Origin of the sequence: Streptomyces sp. NBC_00310 (assembly GCF_036208085.1) — a bacterium.
GTDB lineage: Bacteria > Actinomycetota > Actinomycetes > Streptomycetales > Streptomycetaceae > Streptomyces.
On sequence record NZ_CP130714.1, the window covers coordinates 6,010,766 to 6,027,200 of the forward strand.

The 16,435-nt window shown below is 71.0% G+C and carries 15 protein-coding genes and 2 pseudogenes; 10 read left to right on the top strand and 7 right to left on the bottom strand.

Annotated features, from left to right (window positions below; all coding sequences use genetic code 11):
* Window positions 1–524 precede the first annotated feature (524 nt).
* On the top strand, window positions 525–1,016 hold the full coding sequence (locus OG202_RS26375; protein WP_327728571.1) for a DUF1877 family protein: 492 nt from the start codon (window positions 525–527) through the stop codon (window positions 1,014–1,016).
* A 276-nt stretch (window positions 1,017–1,292) separates the two neighbouring features.
* Here OG202_RS26375 and OG202_RS26380 read toward each other — a convergent pair whose 3' ends face one another.
* Together OG202_RS26380 and OG202_RS26385 are read right to left on the bottom strand one after the other, a co-directional pair.
* Window positions 1,293–1,580, bottom strand: coding sequence for an SHOCT domain-containing protein (locus OG202_RS26380; protein WP_326580033.1), 288 nt, complete (start codon window positions 1,578–1,580; stop codon window positions 1,293–1,295).
* 54 nt (window positions 1,581–1,634) lie between these two features.
* Window positions 1,635–2,057, bottom strand: coding sequence for a DUF6325 family protein (locus OG202_RS26385; protein WP_327732164.1), 423 nt, complete (start codon window positions 2,055–2,057; stop codon window positions 1,635–1,637).
* A 184-nt stretch (window positions 2,058–2,241) separates the two neighbouring features.
* Between OG202_RS26385 and OG202_RS26390 the strand changes: the two genes are divergently transcribed.
* The gene (locus OG202_RS26390; RefSeq protein WP_328223690.1) at window positions 2,242–3,579 is read left to right on the top strand and encodes a hypothetical protein; all 1,338 of its coding nucleotides are present in this window, start codon (window positions 2,242–2,244) and stop codon (window positions 3,577–3,579) included.
* Window positions 3,580–3,803: 224 nt separating this feature from the next.
* Here the strand turns inward: OG202_RS26390 and OG202_RS26395 are convergent, their stop codons facing one another.
* The 4 genes from OG202_RS26395 to OG202_RS26410 form a co-directional block, all read right to left on the bottom strand.
* Window positions 3,804–4,292: a DUF7144 family membrane protein gene (locus tag OG202_RS26395; RefSeq protein ID WP_327728569.1), complete on the bottom strand. Its 489-nt coding sequence runs from the start codon at window positions 4,290–4,292 to the stop codon at window positions 3,804–3,806.
* Between the two features lie 31 nt (window positions 4,293–4,323).
* Window positions 4,324–4,791 (bottom strand): SHOCT domain-containing protein, encoded by a 468-nt coding sequence (locus tag OG202_RS26400; protein WP_327728568.1) that lies wholly within the window; start codon window positions 4,789–4,791, stop codon window positions 4,324–4,326.
* 340 nt (window positions 4,792–5,131) lie between these two features.
* Complete coding sequence (locus OG202_RS26405; protein WP_405895065.1) at window positions 5,132–5,380, bottom strand: hypothetical protein; 249 nt, start codon at window positions 5,378–5,380, stop codon at window positions 5,132–5,134.
* A gap of 76 nt (window positions 5,381–5,456) precedes the next feature.
* Entirely contained in the window at window positions 5,457–7,001 is a 1,545-nt protein-coding gene (locus OG202_RS26410) for a fused MFS/spermidine synthase (RefSeq protein ID WP_327728567.1), read from the bottom strand.
* A gap of 95 nt (window positions 7,002–7,096) precedes the next feature.
* Here OG202_RS26410 and OG202_RS26415 point away from each other — a divergent pair.
* From OG202_RS26415 to OG202_RS26425, 3 genes and pseudogenes are all read left to right on the top strand, one after another.
* Window positions 7,097–7,357, top strand: a pseudogene (locus OG202_RS26415) (glycoside hydrolase); the annotation flags it as partial.
* A gap of 276 nt (window positions 7,358–7,633) precedes the next feature.
* Window positions 7,634–8,968, top strand: coding sequence for a diacylglycerol/lipid kinase family protein (locus OG202_RS26420; RefSeq protein WP_328223692.1), 1,335 nt, complete (start codon window positions 7,634–7,636; stop codon window positions 8,966–8,968).
* Entirely contained in the window at window positions 8,958–9,485 is a 528-nt protein-coding gene (locus tag OG202_RS26425; protein WP_327728565.1) for a potassium channel family protein, read from the top strand. Before OG202_RS26420 ends, OG202_RS26425 begins: the two co-directional genes overlap by 11 nt.
* A gap of 121 nt (window positions 9,486–9,606) precedes the next feature.
* Here the strand turns inward: OG202_RS26425 and OG202_RS26430 are convergent, their stop codons facing one another.
* Complete coding sequence (locus OG202_RS26430; protein WP_328223693.1) at window positions 9,607–11,271, bottom strand: MFS transporter; 1,665 nt, start codon at window positions 11,269–11,271, stop codon at window positions 9,607–9,609.
* Between the two features lie 381 nt (window positions 11,272–11,652).
* Here OG202_RS26430 and OG202_RS26435 point away from each other — a divergent pair, with 381 nt between their 5' ends.
* The 5 genes and pseudogenes from OG202_RS26435 (at window position 11,653) to OG202_RS26455 (ending at window position 16,231) form a co-directional block, all read left to right on the top strand.
* Window positions 11,653–12,021 (top strand): amphi-Trp domain-containing protein, encoded by a 369-nt coding sequence (locus tag OG202_RS26435; RefSeq protein ID WP_327728563.1) that lies wholly within the window; start codon window positions 11,653–11,655, stop codon window positions 12,019–12,021.
* 447 nt (window positions 12,022–12,468) lie between these two features.
* A pseudogene (locus OG202_RS26440) lies at window positions 12,469–12,960 on the top strand (hypothetical protein); the annotation flags it as partial.
* Window positions 12,961–13,055: 95 nt separating this feature from the next.
* Window positions 13,056–13,730 (top strand): vitamin K epoxide reductase family protein, encoded by a 675-nt coding sequence (locus OG202_RS26445; protein ID WP_328223694.1) that lies wholly within the window; start codon window positions 13,056–13,058, stop codon window positions 13,728–13,730.
* A gap of 236 nt (window positions 13,731–13,966) precedes the next feature.
* Window positions 13,967–15,667 (top strand): aa3-type cytochrome oxidase subunit I, encoded by a 1,701-nt coding sequence (gene ctaD, locus OG202_RS26450; protein WP_326580012.1) that lies wholly within the window; start codon window positions 13,967–13,969, stop codon window positions 15,665–15,667.
* A gap of 3 nt (window positions 15,668–15,670) precedes the next feature.
* Entirely contained in the window at window positions 15,671–16,231 is a 561-nt protein-coding gene (locus OG202_RS26455; protein ID WP_326580010.1) for a hypothetical protein, read from the top strand.
* The last annotated feature ends 204 nt before the right edge of the window (window positions 16,232–16,435 follow it).

Consider the following 16,435-nt stretch of genomic DNA (forward strand, 5'->3'; position numbering starts at 1 on the left):
GCGGTGTACGGGCGTTGAGCCGATCCGTACGCCGGGGCCGGACGGCGTTATGGCTCGGCGGCGCCCGGCGGATCCGGTGTTCGGGCACCTGCACGTGACCCGCGCCGTCCCGACCGGGTGACGTTGCGCGCCGGCCGTGCGCTGTGTGAGTACCGAGTCCGCTCCGGACAGGTCGACGGTGATCGGTGATCCATGATCGGTGATCCGTGATCGGTGATCGCCAGGTCTGCCGTCGATGCCACGACCACTCCCGGACCTCTCTCCGCGCCGCTCCGACTCCCCCCGGGAGCGACAAGGAGAGGGACGGGGGCGGCCGGACCCCGACCACCGCACGGGGTCCGGCCGCCCCACACACCCGTTCGGACCAGCGGCGGGCGGGCGCGCGACCACGACCACTGGTGCGCAGCCGCCTCCCGCCTCCCGCCAGCCGCCTCCCGCCTCTCCGCACGACGGCCGTGGGCGTCCGGAACGCGGCGTCCGCCGGGCGGAGTGATGCTCCGGCGCCCCCGTGCGCTCCTTCTGTGATGAGCGACTACTTCCATCTGCGAGCGGTGCCGCCCCCGGCACTGCGCAACAGCGCGACCTGGCTGGAACGACTGTTCGGGGACGACCGGGACACCGTCCGGCACCGCGTCGACCGGCATCGAGAGGAGGTGCTGGACAAGCGATATCTGGATCAGGAACTCCTCTACGTCGGTGCTCCCCCGCATCGCGCGGGGGAGCGACCCCAGGCCCAGGTGGTGCTCGGTGGCCGGCCGGTGTTCCACCCCGATCGGTACAAGCCGCCGTTCCTGGTGCTGACGGCGGGCCAGGCGCACCGGGTGGCCCGCTTCCTGATGACGGCCGACTTCGACGCGCTGTGGGTTTTCGCTCGCGACGAACTGCTGTCGCGCTACGGCGGCGCCGCGGAGCCCGACACACGGGGCACTTTCGCGGCGGCGCACCGGGAGCTGACGGAGTTCTACGCGCAGACGGCCGAGTGCGGAGACGCGGTGGTGAAGTGGCTGCCGAGCTGAGGCACGCGGCACGCGAAACCCGCTGATCCTCAGCCGGTCGGGACGTGTGAGGCGCCGCGCCAGGCCTGTCGTCCCTTCCCGCCGTCCGCCCGAGGGGCGGGCCCCGCGGACTGGTTGGTTGCGGGGAAGTGTGTCCTCACGCCCTCCCCTTACGGAGTGGATCTCCGCCGGAGCCGCGCCTCCTCCGCACTACGGTGAGTGTCGGCGGTGAGTGCCGACGGTGAGTGCCGACGGTGAGTGCCGACGGTGGTGATCACGGAGCACCGCCGGAGCGGGTCAGGAACCGAGGAGTTTGCGCTTCTGGTCCTCGAACTCCGCTTCCGTGAGGACGCCCTGGGTCTTGAGCTCGCCCAACTGCTTCAGCTGTTCGATCCTGCTGGTCATGTCGGGGGCCGCCGGAGCGGACCGCTCGGCAGGAGGCGCCGGCTGCGGTGCGGGGGGCGCCTGGTACTCCTGCTGGGCCGCCCATCGCCCCTGCTGTCGGCGGGATACACGGTTCGACACGGCGGTCGCCGTTCCGGCGACGACGGCCGTACGGGCGACCCCTCGGATGAGTCCCGGCATGGCGATCTCCCTTCTCGCTTCCCCTTGCCCTTGCCCTTGCCCTTGCCCTTCAGGTCAGGGCGCGGTCTCGGTCGCGTCGAGCGCGGCCAGAACCGCGGGCACCGGGATGCGCCCGGAGGCGACCAGCTCGGCACCGCCGCGTCGCAGGGCGGCGGCGAACGGCGCGGCCCAGAGGTTCTCGTAGACCAGGACGCCGGCGGAGTTGCCGGGTGCCAGGGCGGCGGCTGCCTCTTCGAGGTCGTCCTGGCCCAGCAGGCCGGAGGACGCTCCCTCGAAGACGGTCAGGTCGAGTTCGCCGTCGCCGGTGAGATCGCCGATCTCCAGCCCGGTCACGGTGCCGTCGGCGTCCTTCCGGATGAACGTCAGGTCGAGGATCCGGATGAGACCGCGGTCCACCAGATCGACCAGGAGGGGGAAGCCCTCGCCGGTCATTCGGTTGCCGGGGAACTCGACGACCAGATAGTCGATCGGTCCCATCTCGCCGGATGTGTCGACTCCGTCGACTTCGTCGAATGCGTCGCTCACGGCGTCACCTCTGGGCTCGTGGCTGCTTCCCCATGTCATTGCATCACCGCACCGGGGCGGCCGCACGTCGTACGCGGTTCACTCGTCGGGCGCACCCGGGTCGCGCGGTCGGCGTCGCACGGATCTTCTGGTGCCCATGGCCCACACAGGCGACGAGCCGCTCTCGAACCGGGAGCGCGGCGAACTGGATGAACTGCGGCACCGCGTCGGTGCCCTGGAGAGTGGCGCGCGTCCGCGGGCGGCCCGGCACCACCCCTTCCGGTCCACGGGCTCCGTCCTGCTGATCCTCTGCGCGGCCCTGCTGTCGCTGCTGTCCGTCATCGCGGTCTGGGCGAACAGCATCGTGCGGGACACGGACCGCTACGTCGCCACGGTGGGGCCGCTGGCGTCCGATCCGGATGTGCAGAAGGCGGTCACCAACCGGGTCACCGACGTGGTGCTGGCACAGATCGACGTGAACGCGTTGGTCAAACAGCTGCAGGACGTCGTGTCGGAGCAGGGCGTCCCGCCGAAGGCGGCCCAGCTGGTCGGCAACCTGGACGCGCCGATCACGAGCGGTCTGAAGCAGCTGGTCAGCGGCACCGTGGAGCGGGTGGTCACCAGCAGTGCCTTCGAGACGGTCTGGGTGGAGGCCAACCGCAAGGTGCACTCGGCCGTCGACAAGGCCCTGACGGGCGAGGCCGACAGCGCGGTCTCGCTGGAGAACGACCAGGTGGCCATCGACGTGGCACCGATCGTGGCCCAGGTCAAGGAGCGGCTGGTCGACGCCGGTCTCGGAGTGGCCGCGAACATCCCGGACGTCCACACGGACTTCGTGGTGGTCCAGTCGAAGGACATCGGCAAGATCAAGACCTATATGAGGGTCCTGGAGATCATGGGCACCTGGCTGCCCGTCATCGCTCTGCTGGTGGCCGCGGCGGGGGTGTACACGGCGTTCAACCGCCGGCACGCGCTGATCGGGGCCGCGTTGGCGGTGTTCGCGGCCATGCTGGTTCTCGGGATCACCCTCACCGTCTTCCGTGACGTCTACCTAGACCATCTGCCCTCCGGTGCGTCGCCGGCCGCCGCCGGAGCGGTGTACGACGCGCTGATCAAGTTCCTGCGCGCCGGTGTACGGGCGCTCGGTGCCGTCGCCCTCATCACCGCCGTCGGCGCCTTCCTCAGCGGTCCGTCCCGGATCGCCGTTCTCGTCCGCAACGGCTGCCGCAGGAGCATCGGCGCCCTGCGCGACGTGGCGGTCTCCGGAGGGCTTCGACTGGGGGCGGTCGGGCGGTTCGTACACCGCTTCAAGCGCTGGATCGGGGCCGCGATCGTGGTGGTCGCCGCGATCGTCCTGTTCACCTGGAACTACCCGACCACGATGGTCGTGGTGTGGACCACGGTCATCGTGCTGGTGGGCTTCGCGATCCGTGAGTTCCTCGACACCGGATCCGCCCCGGCCGCCACCGAATCCAGGGCCACCACCGCTCCCTGAGGTGTCGCCACGCGCCGTCGCGACGGCCGACACCCCCAGGGCGGGGCGGGCAGGCCGCGCCACGGCATGCCGGACGTCGCGTCCGGGGCGAGACGAGCCCGTCCGGGACCGACCTCGCGCAGCGGTTGCGGCCCCTGCCTCACCCGGTGCCCTCATGGGCCCGCCGCCGTGTGGTCCCACCTGGGGGCCCTTGTCCTACGCCGCACACCGCGACCGCGGTGTGCTCAAGCGGGCCCGCGCGGATACGAGATCCTCTCCGGCGGGCGCTCCTCGGCCACCGGGCGCTCCTCGGGCAGGTCGGAGATGTTGTCGCGCCGGACCACGCACAGCGCCCAGATGATGAAGCCCGAGATCGCGATCATCACGACCGACCACACCGGGTAGTACGGCAGGGAGAGGAAGTTGGCGATGATGACGAGTCCGGCGATGGCCACGCCGCCGACGCGCGCCCACATCGCGATCCGGAGCAGCCCCATGCTGACGATCACGGCGACCGCGCCCAGCGCGAGGTGGACCCAGCCCCAGCCCGTCAGGTCGAACTCGAACACGTACTGCCGCGTCGTGACGAAGATGTCGTCCTCGGCGATGGCCATGACGCCCCGGAAGATGTCGAGCAGGCCGACGAGGAAGAGCATCACCGCCGCGAAGGCGGTCAGGCCGGTCGCCCATTCCTGCTTCGCCGTGTGCGCCGGCCGGGTGTGTGTCGCGGTCATCTTGTACCTCGATTCGTGGGGTCCGGCATGCTCAGCGGGCGGGAGTGCGGGTGGTGGAGCCGGCGTGCTCCGCCGGGCCGGAGCCGCTCAGGACCAGTTCCTTGGCCCGGCGGAACTCCTCGTCCGTGATGTCGCCGCGGGCGCGGATCTCCGACAGCCTGGCGAGCTCGTCGGTGCTGCTGGGCCGGCTCATACCGCCTGCGGCCTCCCTGATGTGGGCGTCGAAGGCTTCCTGCTGTGCTCGGGCCTGGGATATTTCCCGGCGGCCCATGTTCCTGCCACGGGCGACCACGTAGACGAAGACGCCCAGGAAGGGCAGCAGGACGGTGAACACCAGCCAGCCGGCCTTCGCCCAGCCGCTCAGGTCGTCGTCACGGAAGATGTCGACGACGACGCGGAAGAGCAGGACGAACCACATGATCCACAGGAAGAACACGAGCATGCTCCAGAAGACGCTCAGCAGGGGATAGTCGTACGCGAGGTACGTCTGCACGCCCATGTCTCTCCTCCGTCCCGGGCGCTCGCCCGGCCGCCGTTGCCTGCTGCCTTCAGCGTGGACACGGCCGGGGCCGGGTGGCCTCACCCGGCGCGGGTGAGGCCACCCGGCGGCCGGCACGCGATGGACGCGCTCCTGCGCGGCGGCATCAGGGTTCGGCCCGCGTACGGCGGGGCGCGGCGGCCGTCCGGTACCAGGGGGAGGAGGCTACGTACTGGCCGTCGCGGCCGATTCGTTCTGACCACGGGCACGATGAAGCACTCCGCTTTCTCGTGCACCGGATGTCGGCGGCCGAGTCACCGGGTCACCGTGTTGGCGCCTGCGGTACGCGACCAGCCCGCACTCATCGGTGCACCTCCAGGCGCAGGTGGGCGACGCGGTCCGTTGCGGTCTGCATCCACCGCGGGTCGGCGTCGAGGTGAACGATCGCCAGGTCGGCGGCGGGGTGAACGATCGCCAGGTCGGCGGCGAGTACGTCGGCGACCGTCGAGCCCGGGGCCGTCTTCACGGCCGTGAGTTCGCGCATCCGCGCGAGGTGGGCGGCCCGTTGGTCGGAGAGCTGCCGCCGGGCTCCCGCCTCGTCGGCGACCACCGGGGCAACCACCGTCTCGGTGAGCGGGATGTTCGACGGATTCAGGTGCGTCGGCAGGATGGGGGCGTGTGTCCTGTCACTGGCTGCCCCGCGTGGCGGACGGCTGGAGGAGCTGGTCGACGGGCGCGAAGTCGTCGGTGAGCGGCCGGGCGTCGCCGATCCAGGAGGTGAGGTCGTCGCCGGTGGCGATCCTCCAGCCGGTCTGTCGGGCGTCCAGCGCTTCCTGGGCCGCGCCCAGGTCGACCGGTCGGTCGGAGGCGAGCACCACGAGATTGCCGCCCTCGGCGGTGGCGGTCGGGTCGAGGCCGAGAGCGGCGGGTTCGCCGACGAGGGCGACGTGCTCGAACGTCCTGCCGAGGGTGGCCACTTCGGCACGTGCGAAGGCCAGAGCACCGTGGTCGATGAGGTTGGCGACGTACAGGCCGTCCTCGTCGAGGACCCGCCGTACGTCAGTCATCGCTTCCACCGTGGTGAGGTGCCACGGCACGCTGACGCCTCCGAAGGCGTCGCCGACGACGAGGTCACGGCTGCCGGTGTCCAGTCGCCGCAGGCCGAGCCTGCCGTCCTCGGCGCGCACGTCGATACCGGCTCCCGACCGCAGACCGAGCCGGTCGCGGTCGATGCGTACGACCCCGCTGTCGATCTCGGACACGACGCTGTGCGTCCCGGGCCGCGTGGCCGCGAGGTAACGGGGAAAGGTGAGCCCGCCGCCGCCCACGTGGTGGGCGGCAAGTGGCTCGCCTTCGGGAAAGGCGGCGTCGACCACCGACGCCAGGGCGCGCACGTACGCGAACTCCAGGAAGGTCGGATCGTCGATGTCGACGTAGGAGTGCCGCAGGCCGTCCAGAACGAGTGTGCGGCCGCTGCCCCGGTCGGGGTCTGCGACGACCCGTGCGCAGTGGTACTTGGTCTCCGCGTCGCAGCCACCGGGCGCGACCGTGGTGGCGAGGCCGCCGGCCATGACCGCGAGGGTCAGGGCAGGGGTGCCGCTCCACCCGCGCGTTCGCCACTCCAGTAGCCCCGCGCCGACCACCAGCAGTGTTCCGAGGCCGATCAGGATGCCGCTGACCGGCAACCGGGATACGAGGACGAAGCCGGTGAGGACGGTGCCGACGATGGCGCCGACGGTGCCGACGCCGGAAAGGCGGCCGACCACCGTTCCGGTCTCGGCGAGGCTGGTGAGACGCAACTTGGTGACGATCGGCGTCACCGCGGAGAGCAGCGCGCCCGGCACGAGGATGGTCAGCGACGCGATCAGCAAGAGCATCACCGGCGCCCACTCCGCGGTGGTGCGCAGCAGGGCGGGGGTGAGCGCCACGACCGCTCCCGACACCCCGAGCGAGGGGCCTATGAGCCGGCGTGGCTCGACCTGGTCGGCGAGGCGCCCACCCAGCCAGGAGCCGAGGGCGATCGCGGTGAGGGCGATGCCGATCACCATGGTGCTGGTCTCGAGGGTGAGGCCGAGATACGGAGCCAGCAGCCGCAGAGCGACGATCTCGACCACCAGGACCGCGGCCGAGGACCCGAACACGAGCGCGGCGGCGGCGCGGGGACCCAGGCCGTGGTCGCGAGGCGTGCCCTCGGGGGCAGGCGAGGATGACGATCCGGTCACGGGCGACATCCTCGCATGCGGTTCATCGACCCTTGAGGCGTCTGCGAGCCGTTGATTGACCGTGGCTGTCCGCTTTTCGAGGACACGCGCCCGTCAAGTTCGCCGTGTCCGTCGCATTCGCCGTGTCCGCCGTGTCCGCCGCAGCGGACTGGACGCCACCGCTCAGCACGCGGGGCCGCTGGACCGTCGGCGCGGACGGAGACCACTTCAAGCTGCGGTCCGGCAACTGGCAGGAAGCCAGCGGCACTTGGAGCGGTTCAGGAGGTGCTGACGAGGACGCCGACCACCACGCGAGCGAGAACTCCGGGCGGATACCGCTCGGCCCGGACCGCGCCCCCATGGCCGAGATCGTCGCCGGATTCCGGCCCTCGGTCCCCCACGGTGCCCTCGGCTCGGACACGCCCCCCTGAGCACGCTCACTTGGCGCCGACGAGCCGGACATCACTTCGGCCGGGTGGACATCACTTCGGCCGGGTGGACATCACTTCGGCCGGGTGGACATCACTTCGGCCGGGTGGACCCGTGCCGAACCGGACCGCACGGCGGCCGTGGTTCCGGAGAATCCCCCGGAGCGGGTGATGCCGGACCCGGTGGAGGCACGGTGGCATGAACCGAGGGCACCCCGCCCGCGGGAGGTCGATATGGCCGGTAGCCGTTCCGCGCCCGCTCCACGCTGGGCCGCACGTGCGGCTCTGGCCGCGGGCTTCGGGGCGATCGTCGTGCTGCTGCTGTTCGCCGGGCTCGACAGCCTGCTGCTCGTCCTCGTGGGGGCCGCAGGGCTGGCGGTGACGGCGGCGGGCGTGTGGTGGGCGCTCGTCCTCACGGGCCTGGGCCGGGTGCTGGCCGGGGTCCTGGCCTTCGCCGCCCCCGCCGCCGTCGTCGTGCTCTACGTGGCGTCCGGGCTGCTGTGGGTGGTGCTCGTCTCGCTCGCGCTGTGGGTCCTGGCCGGCTTCTGCGGCAGGGTCGCGCTGGCAGGCGCCGAGACCACCCCGGCACGGACCCCGGAACGCGCACTGGCGCCGCCGCGCCGCCCGTACCTGATCATGAACCCGCTCTCGGGTGGCGGCAGGGTCGGCCGGTTCCGGCTGCGGGAGAAGGCCGAGGCACTCGGCGCCGAGGTCTGCGTCCTGGACGTGGCCCGCCGGCAGGACGTGGCCGCGCTCGCCCGCCGGGCCGCCGACACGGGCGCCGACCTGCTCGGCGTCGCGGGAGGCGACGGCACACAGGCTCTCGTCGCGGCCGTGGCCGCGGAGCGCGACCTGCCGTTCATGGTGATCTCCGCCGGTACCCGCAACCACTTCGCCCTGGACCTCGGGCTGGACAGGGACGACCCGTCGACGTGTCTCGACGCACTCACCGACGGCGTCGAACTCCGCATCGACCTGGGTGTCATCAACGACCGGGTGTTCGTCAACAACGCGTCGTTCGGCGCCTACGCGTCCGTCGTGCAGAGCCCCGCCTACCGAGACGACAAGGTCCGCACCACCCTGCAGATGCTGCCCGACCTGCTCACGCACCAGTACGGCCCGCACCTCGCCGTACGCGCCGAGGGCGTGACCGTCGACCAGCCGCAGGCCGTACTGGTCAGCAACAACCCGTACCGGACGGACGACCCGGCGGGACTGGGCCGCCGGGAACGGCTGGACTCCGGCGTCCTCGGGGTGCTGGGCGTGACGGTGGACAGCGCGGCACAGGCAGCGGGGATGCTCCGCGGGCACCGGGCGACCGGGCTCGCGCAACTGACCGCTCGGGAGGTCGTCGTCGATGCCGATGCCGACGCGATCCCGGTCGGCGTGGACGGCGAGGCCCTCACCCTGCCGACCCCGGTCCGGTGCCGGATCCACCCGCGCGCCCTGCGCGTGCGGGTCCCCCGCGACCGGCCCGGCGTGCCGCGCGGCAGACCCCCGATGGACTGGCGCCGGGTGCGGCGGCTGGCCATGACGACGATCCGGAGGGCCGCGGGACATGGAGGATGACCGCGCGGGACCCGGCCCTCGCACGACCCTCTCGGCCGCGGCGCGGGCGATCGGTCTGTCGGCCGGACTGGTCCTCGCCTACTACCTGTTGCCCATGGACATACTGGTCGACGCCGGAACGGTGGCCGGTCTCGTCCTCGGTCTGATCGCGGTGACGGCGCTGTTCCTCTGGCAGGTTCGTGCGATCGTCCGTTCCCCGTACCCCGTACTGCGGGCCGTGGAGGCGCTCGCCGCCGTCGTCCCCCTGTTCGTCCTGCTCTTCGCCACCTCGTACTTCCTGCTGGAGCGGTCCGCACCCGGCAGCTTCACCGAGCCCCTCACCCGCACCGACGCCCTGTACTTCGCGCTCACCGTGATCAGCACCGTCGGCTTCGGCGACATCACCGCCCACACCGAAACGGCACGCGTCATGACGATGATCCAGATGACCGGCGGGATCCTGCTTGTCGGGGTCGCGGCCCGGGTGGTGGTCAAGGCCGTCGATACCGGGCGGCGACGGGACCCGAAGAGCGGGTGACCGGGCTCCGTCGGCTGACGCTCCGAGCCTGCCCCGGCCGCAGCGGTGCGACGGCCCCACGGAGCCGTGCGTTCGCGCGGAGCCGCGGCCGCAGGACGGCTCGCACCCAGCCGTCCTGCGGCTACGGCTCCGCCTCCGCCTCCGCCTCCGCCTCCGCCTCCGCCTCCGCCTCCGCCTCCGGCGAACGGGGCTGGGTCTTCGGGATCCGTGAGGTGAAGAACATCGCGAGGAGCGCGACGAAGGCCAGAACGGCGACTGCGGCGCGCAGACCGTCGATCCTGGCGTCTTCGTTCGCGTCGAGTGCCGCTTCGGTCACCTTCTCGCTCGTGCCCGCTTCGTCGAGCGCGGACTTGAGCTGGGCGTCCGACAAGAACGGTACGCCGCTTTGGAGTTCGACAGTCGCCTGGCTCTTGACCTCGGCCGGGACCGCCGGATTCTGTTCCACGCTGGTGAGGAAGGACGTCGTCATCGCGGCGATCAGGATCGACCCGGCGAGCGCCGTACCGATCGAGGCGCCGAGGTTGGTGACGGAGTTCTGGACGCCGCCGACTTCCGCGCTCTGGGCTTCCGGCACCGCGGACACGGTGACCGACCCGAGCTGGGACGCCAGCGCGCCCATGCCCAGCCCGATCAACAGCAGGGGGATGGTGACGATTTCCGCACCGGCGTCCGCGTCGAGCGCGGCCATCAGCACCACCGCGCCCGCGAACAGCGCGAGGGTTCCCAGCCGTACCACCCGGCGCGGCGAGACGTCCGGAAAGTAGCGGGGGATCAGGACGGCGGCCGCCAACAGCGTGACCGAGAGCGGCAGGATGCGGGCGCCGGTCTTGAGCGCGGACAGACCCAGGGCGACCGACAGATAGAGCGGGACGAGGAAGAAGACACCCATCTGAACGAGGTACTGGAAGAAGAACATCGTCAGTCCGCCGGTGAGCTGCCTGTTCTGCAGCATCGCCGGGTCGACGAGTGGCTCCCCGTGCCGCTCCACCACGCGGGCCTCCCAGCGCAGGAAGAGCCAGATCAGCAGAAGACCGGCCAGCATCAGCCACACGGTCAGCGAGACTCCGAGCCATGAGGGCGCGTCGGGCTTCGGCAGGAACCAGCCCCATTCGTCCGAGCGGAGCACGCCGTAGACGAAGATTCCCAGCCCGAGCGCGGACAGTACGGTGCCGACGAGGTCGATGCGAGGGCGTTCGCCGACCGGGGCGTCGGCGATGCGGCGGGCGAGCACCAGGATGCCGAGCACCACCAGGACCTCTCCGGCGAAGACCCACCGCCAGGAGAAGTACGTGGTCGCGACGCCGCCGATGAGGGGCCCGACCGCGATCGCCACGGCGCCTGCGGCCGCGACGAGACCGTAGGCGGCGGGACGGCGTTCCGTGGCGAAGTTGCCGGCCACGAGCGCCACGATCGCGGGCAGGATGAGAGCCGCACCGATCCCTTCGAGGAACGACCAGCCGAGCAGCAGCACGGGCAGGTTCGGTGCGAGCGCCGTGGTGAGGGAGCCGCAGCCGTAGATGACGCAGCCGATCATGAACGCGCGTTTGCGGCCGATCAGCGCCCCCACCTTGCCGCCGGGGATCATGAACATCGCCATCACGAGGGTGTAGGCCGTGATGGCGCCCTGGACACCCGTCACCGTCGTGCCGACGTCTTCGGCCACCGTCGCGATCGAGACGTTCATGACCGAGCTGTCGAGCGCCATCAGGAACTGACCGGACGCGAGTGTCAGCAGGACGATTCGCGCCTTTGCCGCACTCTCGGCGGTTTTTGTCCTGGGTGCCATCCGCGCATCGTCCCAGCCGCCCTGAAGCGCGGACCCCGACCTGCCCCGGAGGTCGACCGGTTGGCGCAGTGACGGGTGCTCGGTCGAACGAGTCGCCGCCACTCCGGTATGGCGATCGGCCGCTACTCCGGTATGGCGATCCCTCCCGGTTGCGCGACCGGCGGACGGAGTCGTCGCGCTGCCTCCCGACGACGGCGTCCGCGACGACACCGTTCCGTTATGTGCGGACGGGCATGGAACTGCTCGTCGAGCGTTGCCGGTCGGACACCCCGAAGTGCGGAGTGGCCTTGGTGGGCCGAGATTGGAAGTAGCCCGACCGGCCGAACGCGACCGCGCGATCGCGCGCACGCGCGGGGCGGCACGACACGAAGGAGCCGGCGCATGAAGGACCTCAAGTTCGAGCAGAAGCGCTCGCTGTCACGCCTTGAGGCGGCTGACCAGCTCACAGAACTCGCAGCCGCGCTGAGGGAAGGTGGGGAAGCCGAACTGGAACTCGGCCCGGGAACCCTGAGCCTGCGGATCCCCGACGACCTGCGCAGCGAGATCGAGGTCGAGATCGGCGAGGGGGAGATCGAGCTGGAGATCGAGTTCACGTGGCCGACCGCGCCGACCCGGACACCGTCATCGCGGACGGTCGCAGGCACGGAGGAGACCACAAGGCGAAAGAGCGCGCCCGCGAAGCCAGGACACGGCAGCACAGGCACCAGGGGAACCAAGAGCGCGAAGCGGTCCGCCACGAAGACGTCGTGAGTCATCGTGAGTCGTGCGGGGACCTCGGACCGACGCTGCGGATCTTGTCGACGCCTTTCCGCGCGACGGCTGCGGCGCCGAGCACAGGCAGGTCACGGTGACGAAGCGGCAGAGTTGCCCGCGGAGCCACATCGGGAGTGACTCCGCTCCATACCTTCCGCCCCGGCGTGGGCCTGGCTGAGGAGGGCGTCGGCCAGGAGGGCATCGGCCAGGAGGGCGTCGGCCAGGGCCTCGGGGCCGGACCGCCCCACCTTCTTCGGCGGGCCGTTCGGCGGGGCCGTTCGGCCCTTGTCGCCCCTTGGGCGTACTGACTTCACTGATCCCGCCGTCCCGTCACGTGGGCTCGGTCCACGGTCCCACCTGCGGGCGACGCGGGCGACGCGGGCGGGGCCGCGCGGTGCGAGGACGAAGCGGAGAGCGTCGTATGGCGGGAAGGGAAGTGGGGAGATGATCGCGGCCGTGGGGCATGCCGACCTGACCCGGGACACGCTGGAGCTCGTGGAGTCCGAGCTGCGAGAACGGCTGGAGCGGCTGTTCGTCAGGGCGTCGGGGGTGGTGCGCGTGGGTGCTGGTGTGCCGGTGGCGTTCGGGCGGGCCGTGCGGACGGCGGGGCGGCAGCTGGTCGTGGTGATCCCCACGCAGGCGGCGGTTCCCGTGGTGCCGCCGGAGCGTGATCGGGCGGCGGCCGGCGAACTGCTGTCCCTGGCCCGGCAGGTGCGCCTGCTGGCGTACGACCCGGCCGACCGGGACGCGTGCGTCGGCGCGGACGAGCGGCTGATCGCGGGATGCCGGAAGGTGCTGGCCGTGTGGGACGGCTCGCCGTCCAACGGTCGCGATGCCACGGCGCATCTGGTGGCGTACGCCCGTGCCCGCGGCGTCCCGGTGGAGGTGCTGTGGCCGGAGGGGGCCGCCCGCGAGGCCGTACCCGGCGCACCGGAGCGGGACGGCGGGCGCGGTCCGCGCGGTGGCGGTCACCCGTTGCTCACCGTGGGCCCGGAGCCCATCCGGAACTCCAGCGAGGCGGAACAACCCCGATGACGAGCAACATCGCCGCCGTGCACCACCTCACCACCACGGCTCAGGGGGTGACGGGGGACGGAGGCCGGCGGGAGACGACGTCGGTGGGCTCGACCGGCGCCTCCCGCGCCTTCGCCTGGCTGCTCGTCATCACCGGTGGCCTCGGTATCCTCGCCTCCTTCGTGATCACCCTCGACAAGTTCGAACTGCTGCGGGACCCGAGCTTCTCGCCCTCGTGCAACCTCAGCCCGGTGTTGTCCTGTTCGAACGTGATGCGCAGCGACCAGGCGGGCGTGTTCGGGTTTCCGAACCCGCTGCTGGGCCTGCTCACGTACCCGGTCGTCGTCGCGATCGGCGCGGCGCTGCTGGCCGGGGCCCGGTTTCGCCGCTGGTTCTGGCTCGGGCTCAACGCCGGCACGCTGTTCGGCGCGGCCTTCTGCATGTGGCTGATGACCCAGGCGCTGTACGAGATCGGTGCGCTGTGCCTGTGGTGCTGTCTGGCCTGGGCGGTCACCATCGCCGTGTTCTGGTACACCACCGTGCACAACCTGCGGCACGGGATCATCCGTGCCCCGCGGGGGCTGGTCGCCGGGGTGCTGGAGTTCCACTGGGCGGTGCCGGTCACGTGGTACCTGACCATCGTCATGCTGGTCGCCACCCGCTGGTGGAGTTACTGGCACACGTTGTGGTGAGAGCCGGGCCTCCCGTGTCCTGGCCGCCGCACGGAGAGAAGAGGGGGCCGTTCGACCCCCTTCATCGGCCCCGCGGGGGCTGTTCGGCCCTATGCGGCCCTGGTACCCCGGAGCCGATCATGTGGCGGCGGCCGGGAAACGCTGAGTCCGCCCCCATGCGCACGGCACTTCCCGGCTCGTCGACGGCATGAGCGGAGACATGCACAGCGCATGAGCCGACAGGGAGGGAGCGTCCGGTGGACGAGGCACGGATACACCAGAGGGGGACCGCGCGACCGCGCGCCGTGGTCCCCGCGGCCGACGAGGTCGCCGGACGGACCGGAGGGACGGCCGCCCGTCCGTCGTGGGTGGAGTGGCTGACGACCACCGATCACAAGAGAATCGGGACGCTGTACCTGGTCACCGCGTTCGTGTTCTTCGTCCTCGGCGGTGTCATGGCGCTGTTGATGCGCGCCGAACTGGCCCGTCCCGGCACGCAGATCCTGTCGAACGAGCAGTTCAACCAGGCGTTCACGATGCACGGCTCGATCATGCTGCTGATGTTCGCGATGCCGCTGTTCACCGGCTTCGCCAACTGGATCATGCCGCTGCAGATCGGCGCCCCCGACGTGGCCTTTCCCCGGCTGAACATGCTCGCCTACTGGCTGTTCCTGTTCGGCTCGTCGATCGCGGCGTTCGGCTTCCTCACGCCGGGCGGCGCCGCCGACTTCGGGTGGTTCCTGTACGCGCCGTTGTCCGACGCGGTGCACTCGCCGGGGCTCGGCGCCGACATGTGGATCATGGGTGTGGCCCTGTCCGGGTTCGGCAGCATCCTCGGCGCGGTCAACTTCATCACCACCATCATCTGCATGCGTGCCCCGGGCCTGACCATGTTCCGCATGTCGATCTTCACCTGGAACGTGCTGCTGACCGCCGTGCTGATCCTGATCGTCTTCCCGGTGCTGGCGGCCGCGCTGTTCGCCCTGGAGGTGGATCGCAAGTTCGGCGCCCATGTCTTCGACGCGGCGAACGGCGGCGCGCTTCTCTGGCAGCACCTGTTCTGGTTCTTCGGCCATCCCGAGGTGTACATCCTGGCGCTGCCGTTCTTCGGCATCGTCTCCGAGGTCATCCCGGTGTTCTCGCGCAAGCCGATGTTCGGCTACATGGGGCTGATCGGAGCCACGATCGCGATCGCCGGTCTGTCGGTGACGGTGTGGGCGCACCACATGTACGTCACCGGTGGCGTGCTGCTGCCGTTCTTCTCGTTCATGACGTTCCTGATCGCGGTGCCCACCGGGGTGAAGTTCTTCAACTGGATCGGCACGATGTGGAAGGGCTCCCTGTCCTTCGAGACCCCGATGCTGTGGACCACCGGATTCCTGATCACCTTCACCTTCGGTGGTCTGACCGGTGTCATCCTGGCCTCGCCGCCGATGGACTTCCACGTCTCCGACTCGTACTTCGTCGTGGCTCACTTCCACTACACGGTCTTCGGCACGGTCGTGTACGCGATGTTCGCCGGATTCCACTTCTGGTGGCCGAAGTTCACCGGCAAGATGCTCGACGAGCGGCTGGGGAAGATCACCTTCTGGACGCTCACGGTGGGCTTCCACCTCACCTTCCTCGTCCAGCACTGGCTGGGCGCCGAGGGCATGCCCCGTCGCTACGCCGACTACCTCGCGGCCGACGGCTTCACCGCCCTCAACACCCTCTCCTCGATCGGGTCGTTCCTGCTGGGCCTGTCGATCCTGCCGTTCTTCTACAACGTCTGGCGGACGGCCAAGTACGGAAAGCCGGTCGAGGTCGACGACCCGTGGGGCTACGGCCGTTCGCTGGAGTGGGCCACGTCCTGCCCGCCGCCCCGGCACAACTTCGTCTCCCTGCCGCGGATCCGGTCCGAGTCGCCGGCGTTCGACCTGCACCATCCGGAGATCGCCGCGACCGAGGCGGTGAGGTGAGCCGTGTCGCAGCCCGTCCTCGCGCTGGGTGCCGCGCTGCTGACCGTGTCCGGTGGTGTCTGGTACGTTCCGGCCCTCGCCGATCTGCGCGCGGGAACCGACCGCCCGCTGTCCCGCCGTACCGCGGCGACGGCCTGCCTGAGCGGCTGGAGCACGGCCGGGATCATCGCGGCCCTGCTCATGGTGAGCGAGGCGTGGTGGATCCCCTGCGCCGCCGCCGTGGCGGGTACCGCCGTCACGGTCGGCTTCCGGATACGTGCGGCCGCGCAGCACCGACGTGAGGCGCGGGAGGCGGCCCGCCACTGGGCACAGCTGGGTCGGTGCCGGCCCCCGGCGCCCGACCGCTCCCGAAGCGCCGTCGCCCTGCTCGTCGGCTCCGGACTGGCCACCGCCGTGGCCACTGCGACACTCCTGCCGACCATCGGCCCTGGGAACGGCCCGGACTGGCTGACGGCCGCAGCTCCCGCCGCACTCGTCGGCCTGTCCCTCGCGATCGCGGTCACGTACACACGGATGGCCCGTCGCCGTACCGCACCGGCGGACCCCGCGCGGCCCTCACGCTAGGGAGTGCCCGGGTACGCGCTGTCCCCGCGCGGGTGAGGGCCTCCACGCCACGGTCCACAAGGCCCAGGTCGATGACCTGGGCCTTCGTCATGGAGAGCGGGTGACGAGAGCGGTGAGGCGGCGTGCCCGGCACGTCGTCGACGGGTGTCCTTCGCGTACGGCGCGGAGATTCGTACGATCGCGGCGGAAGCGCGCCACCCGGCC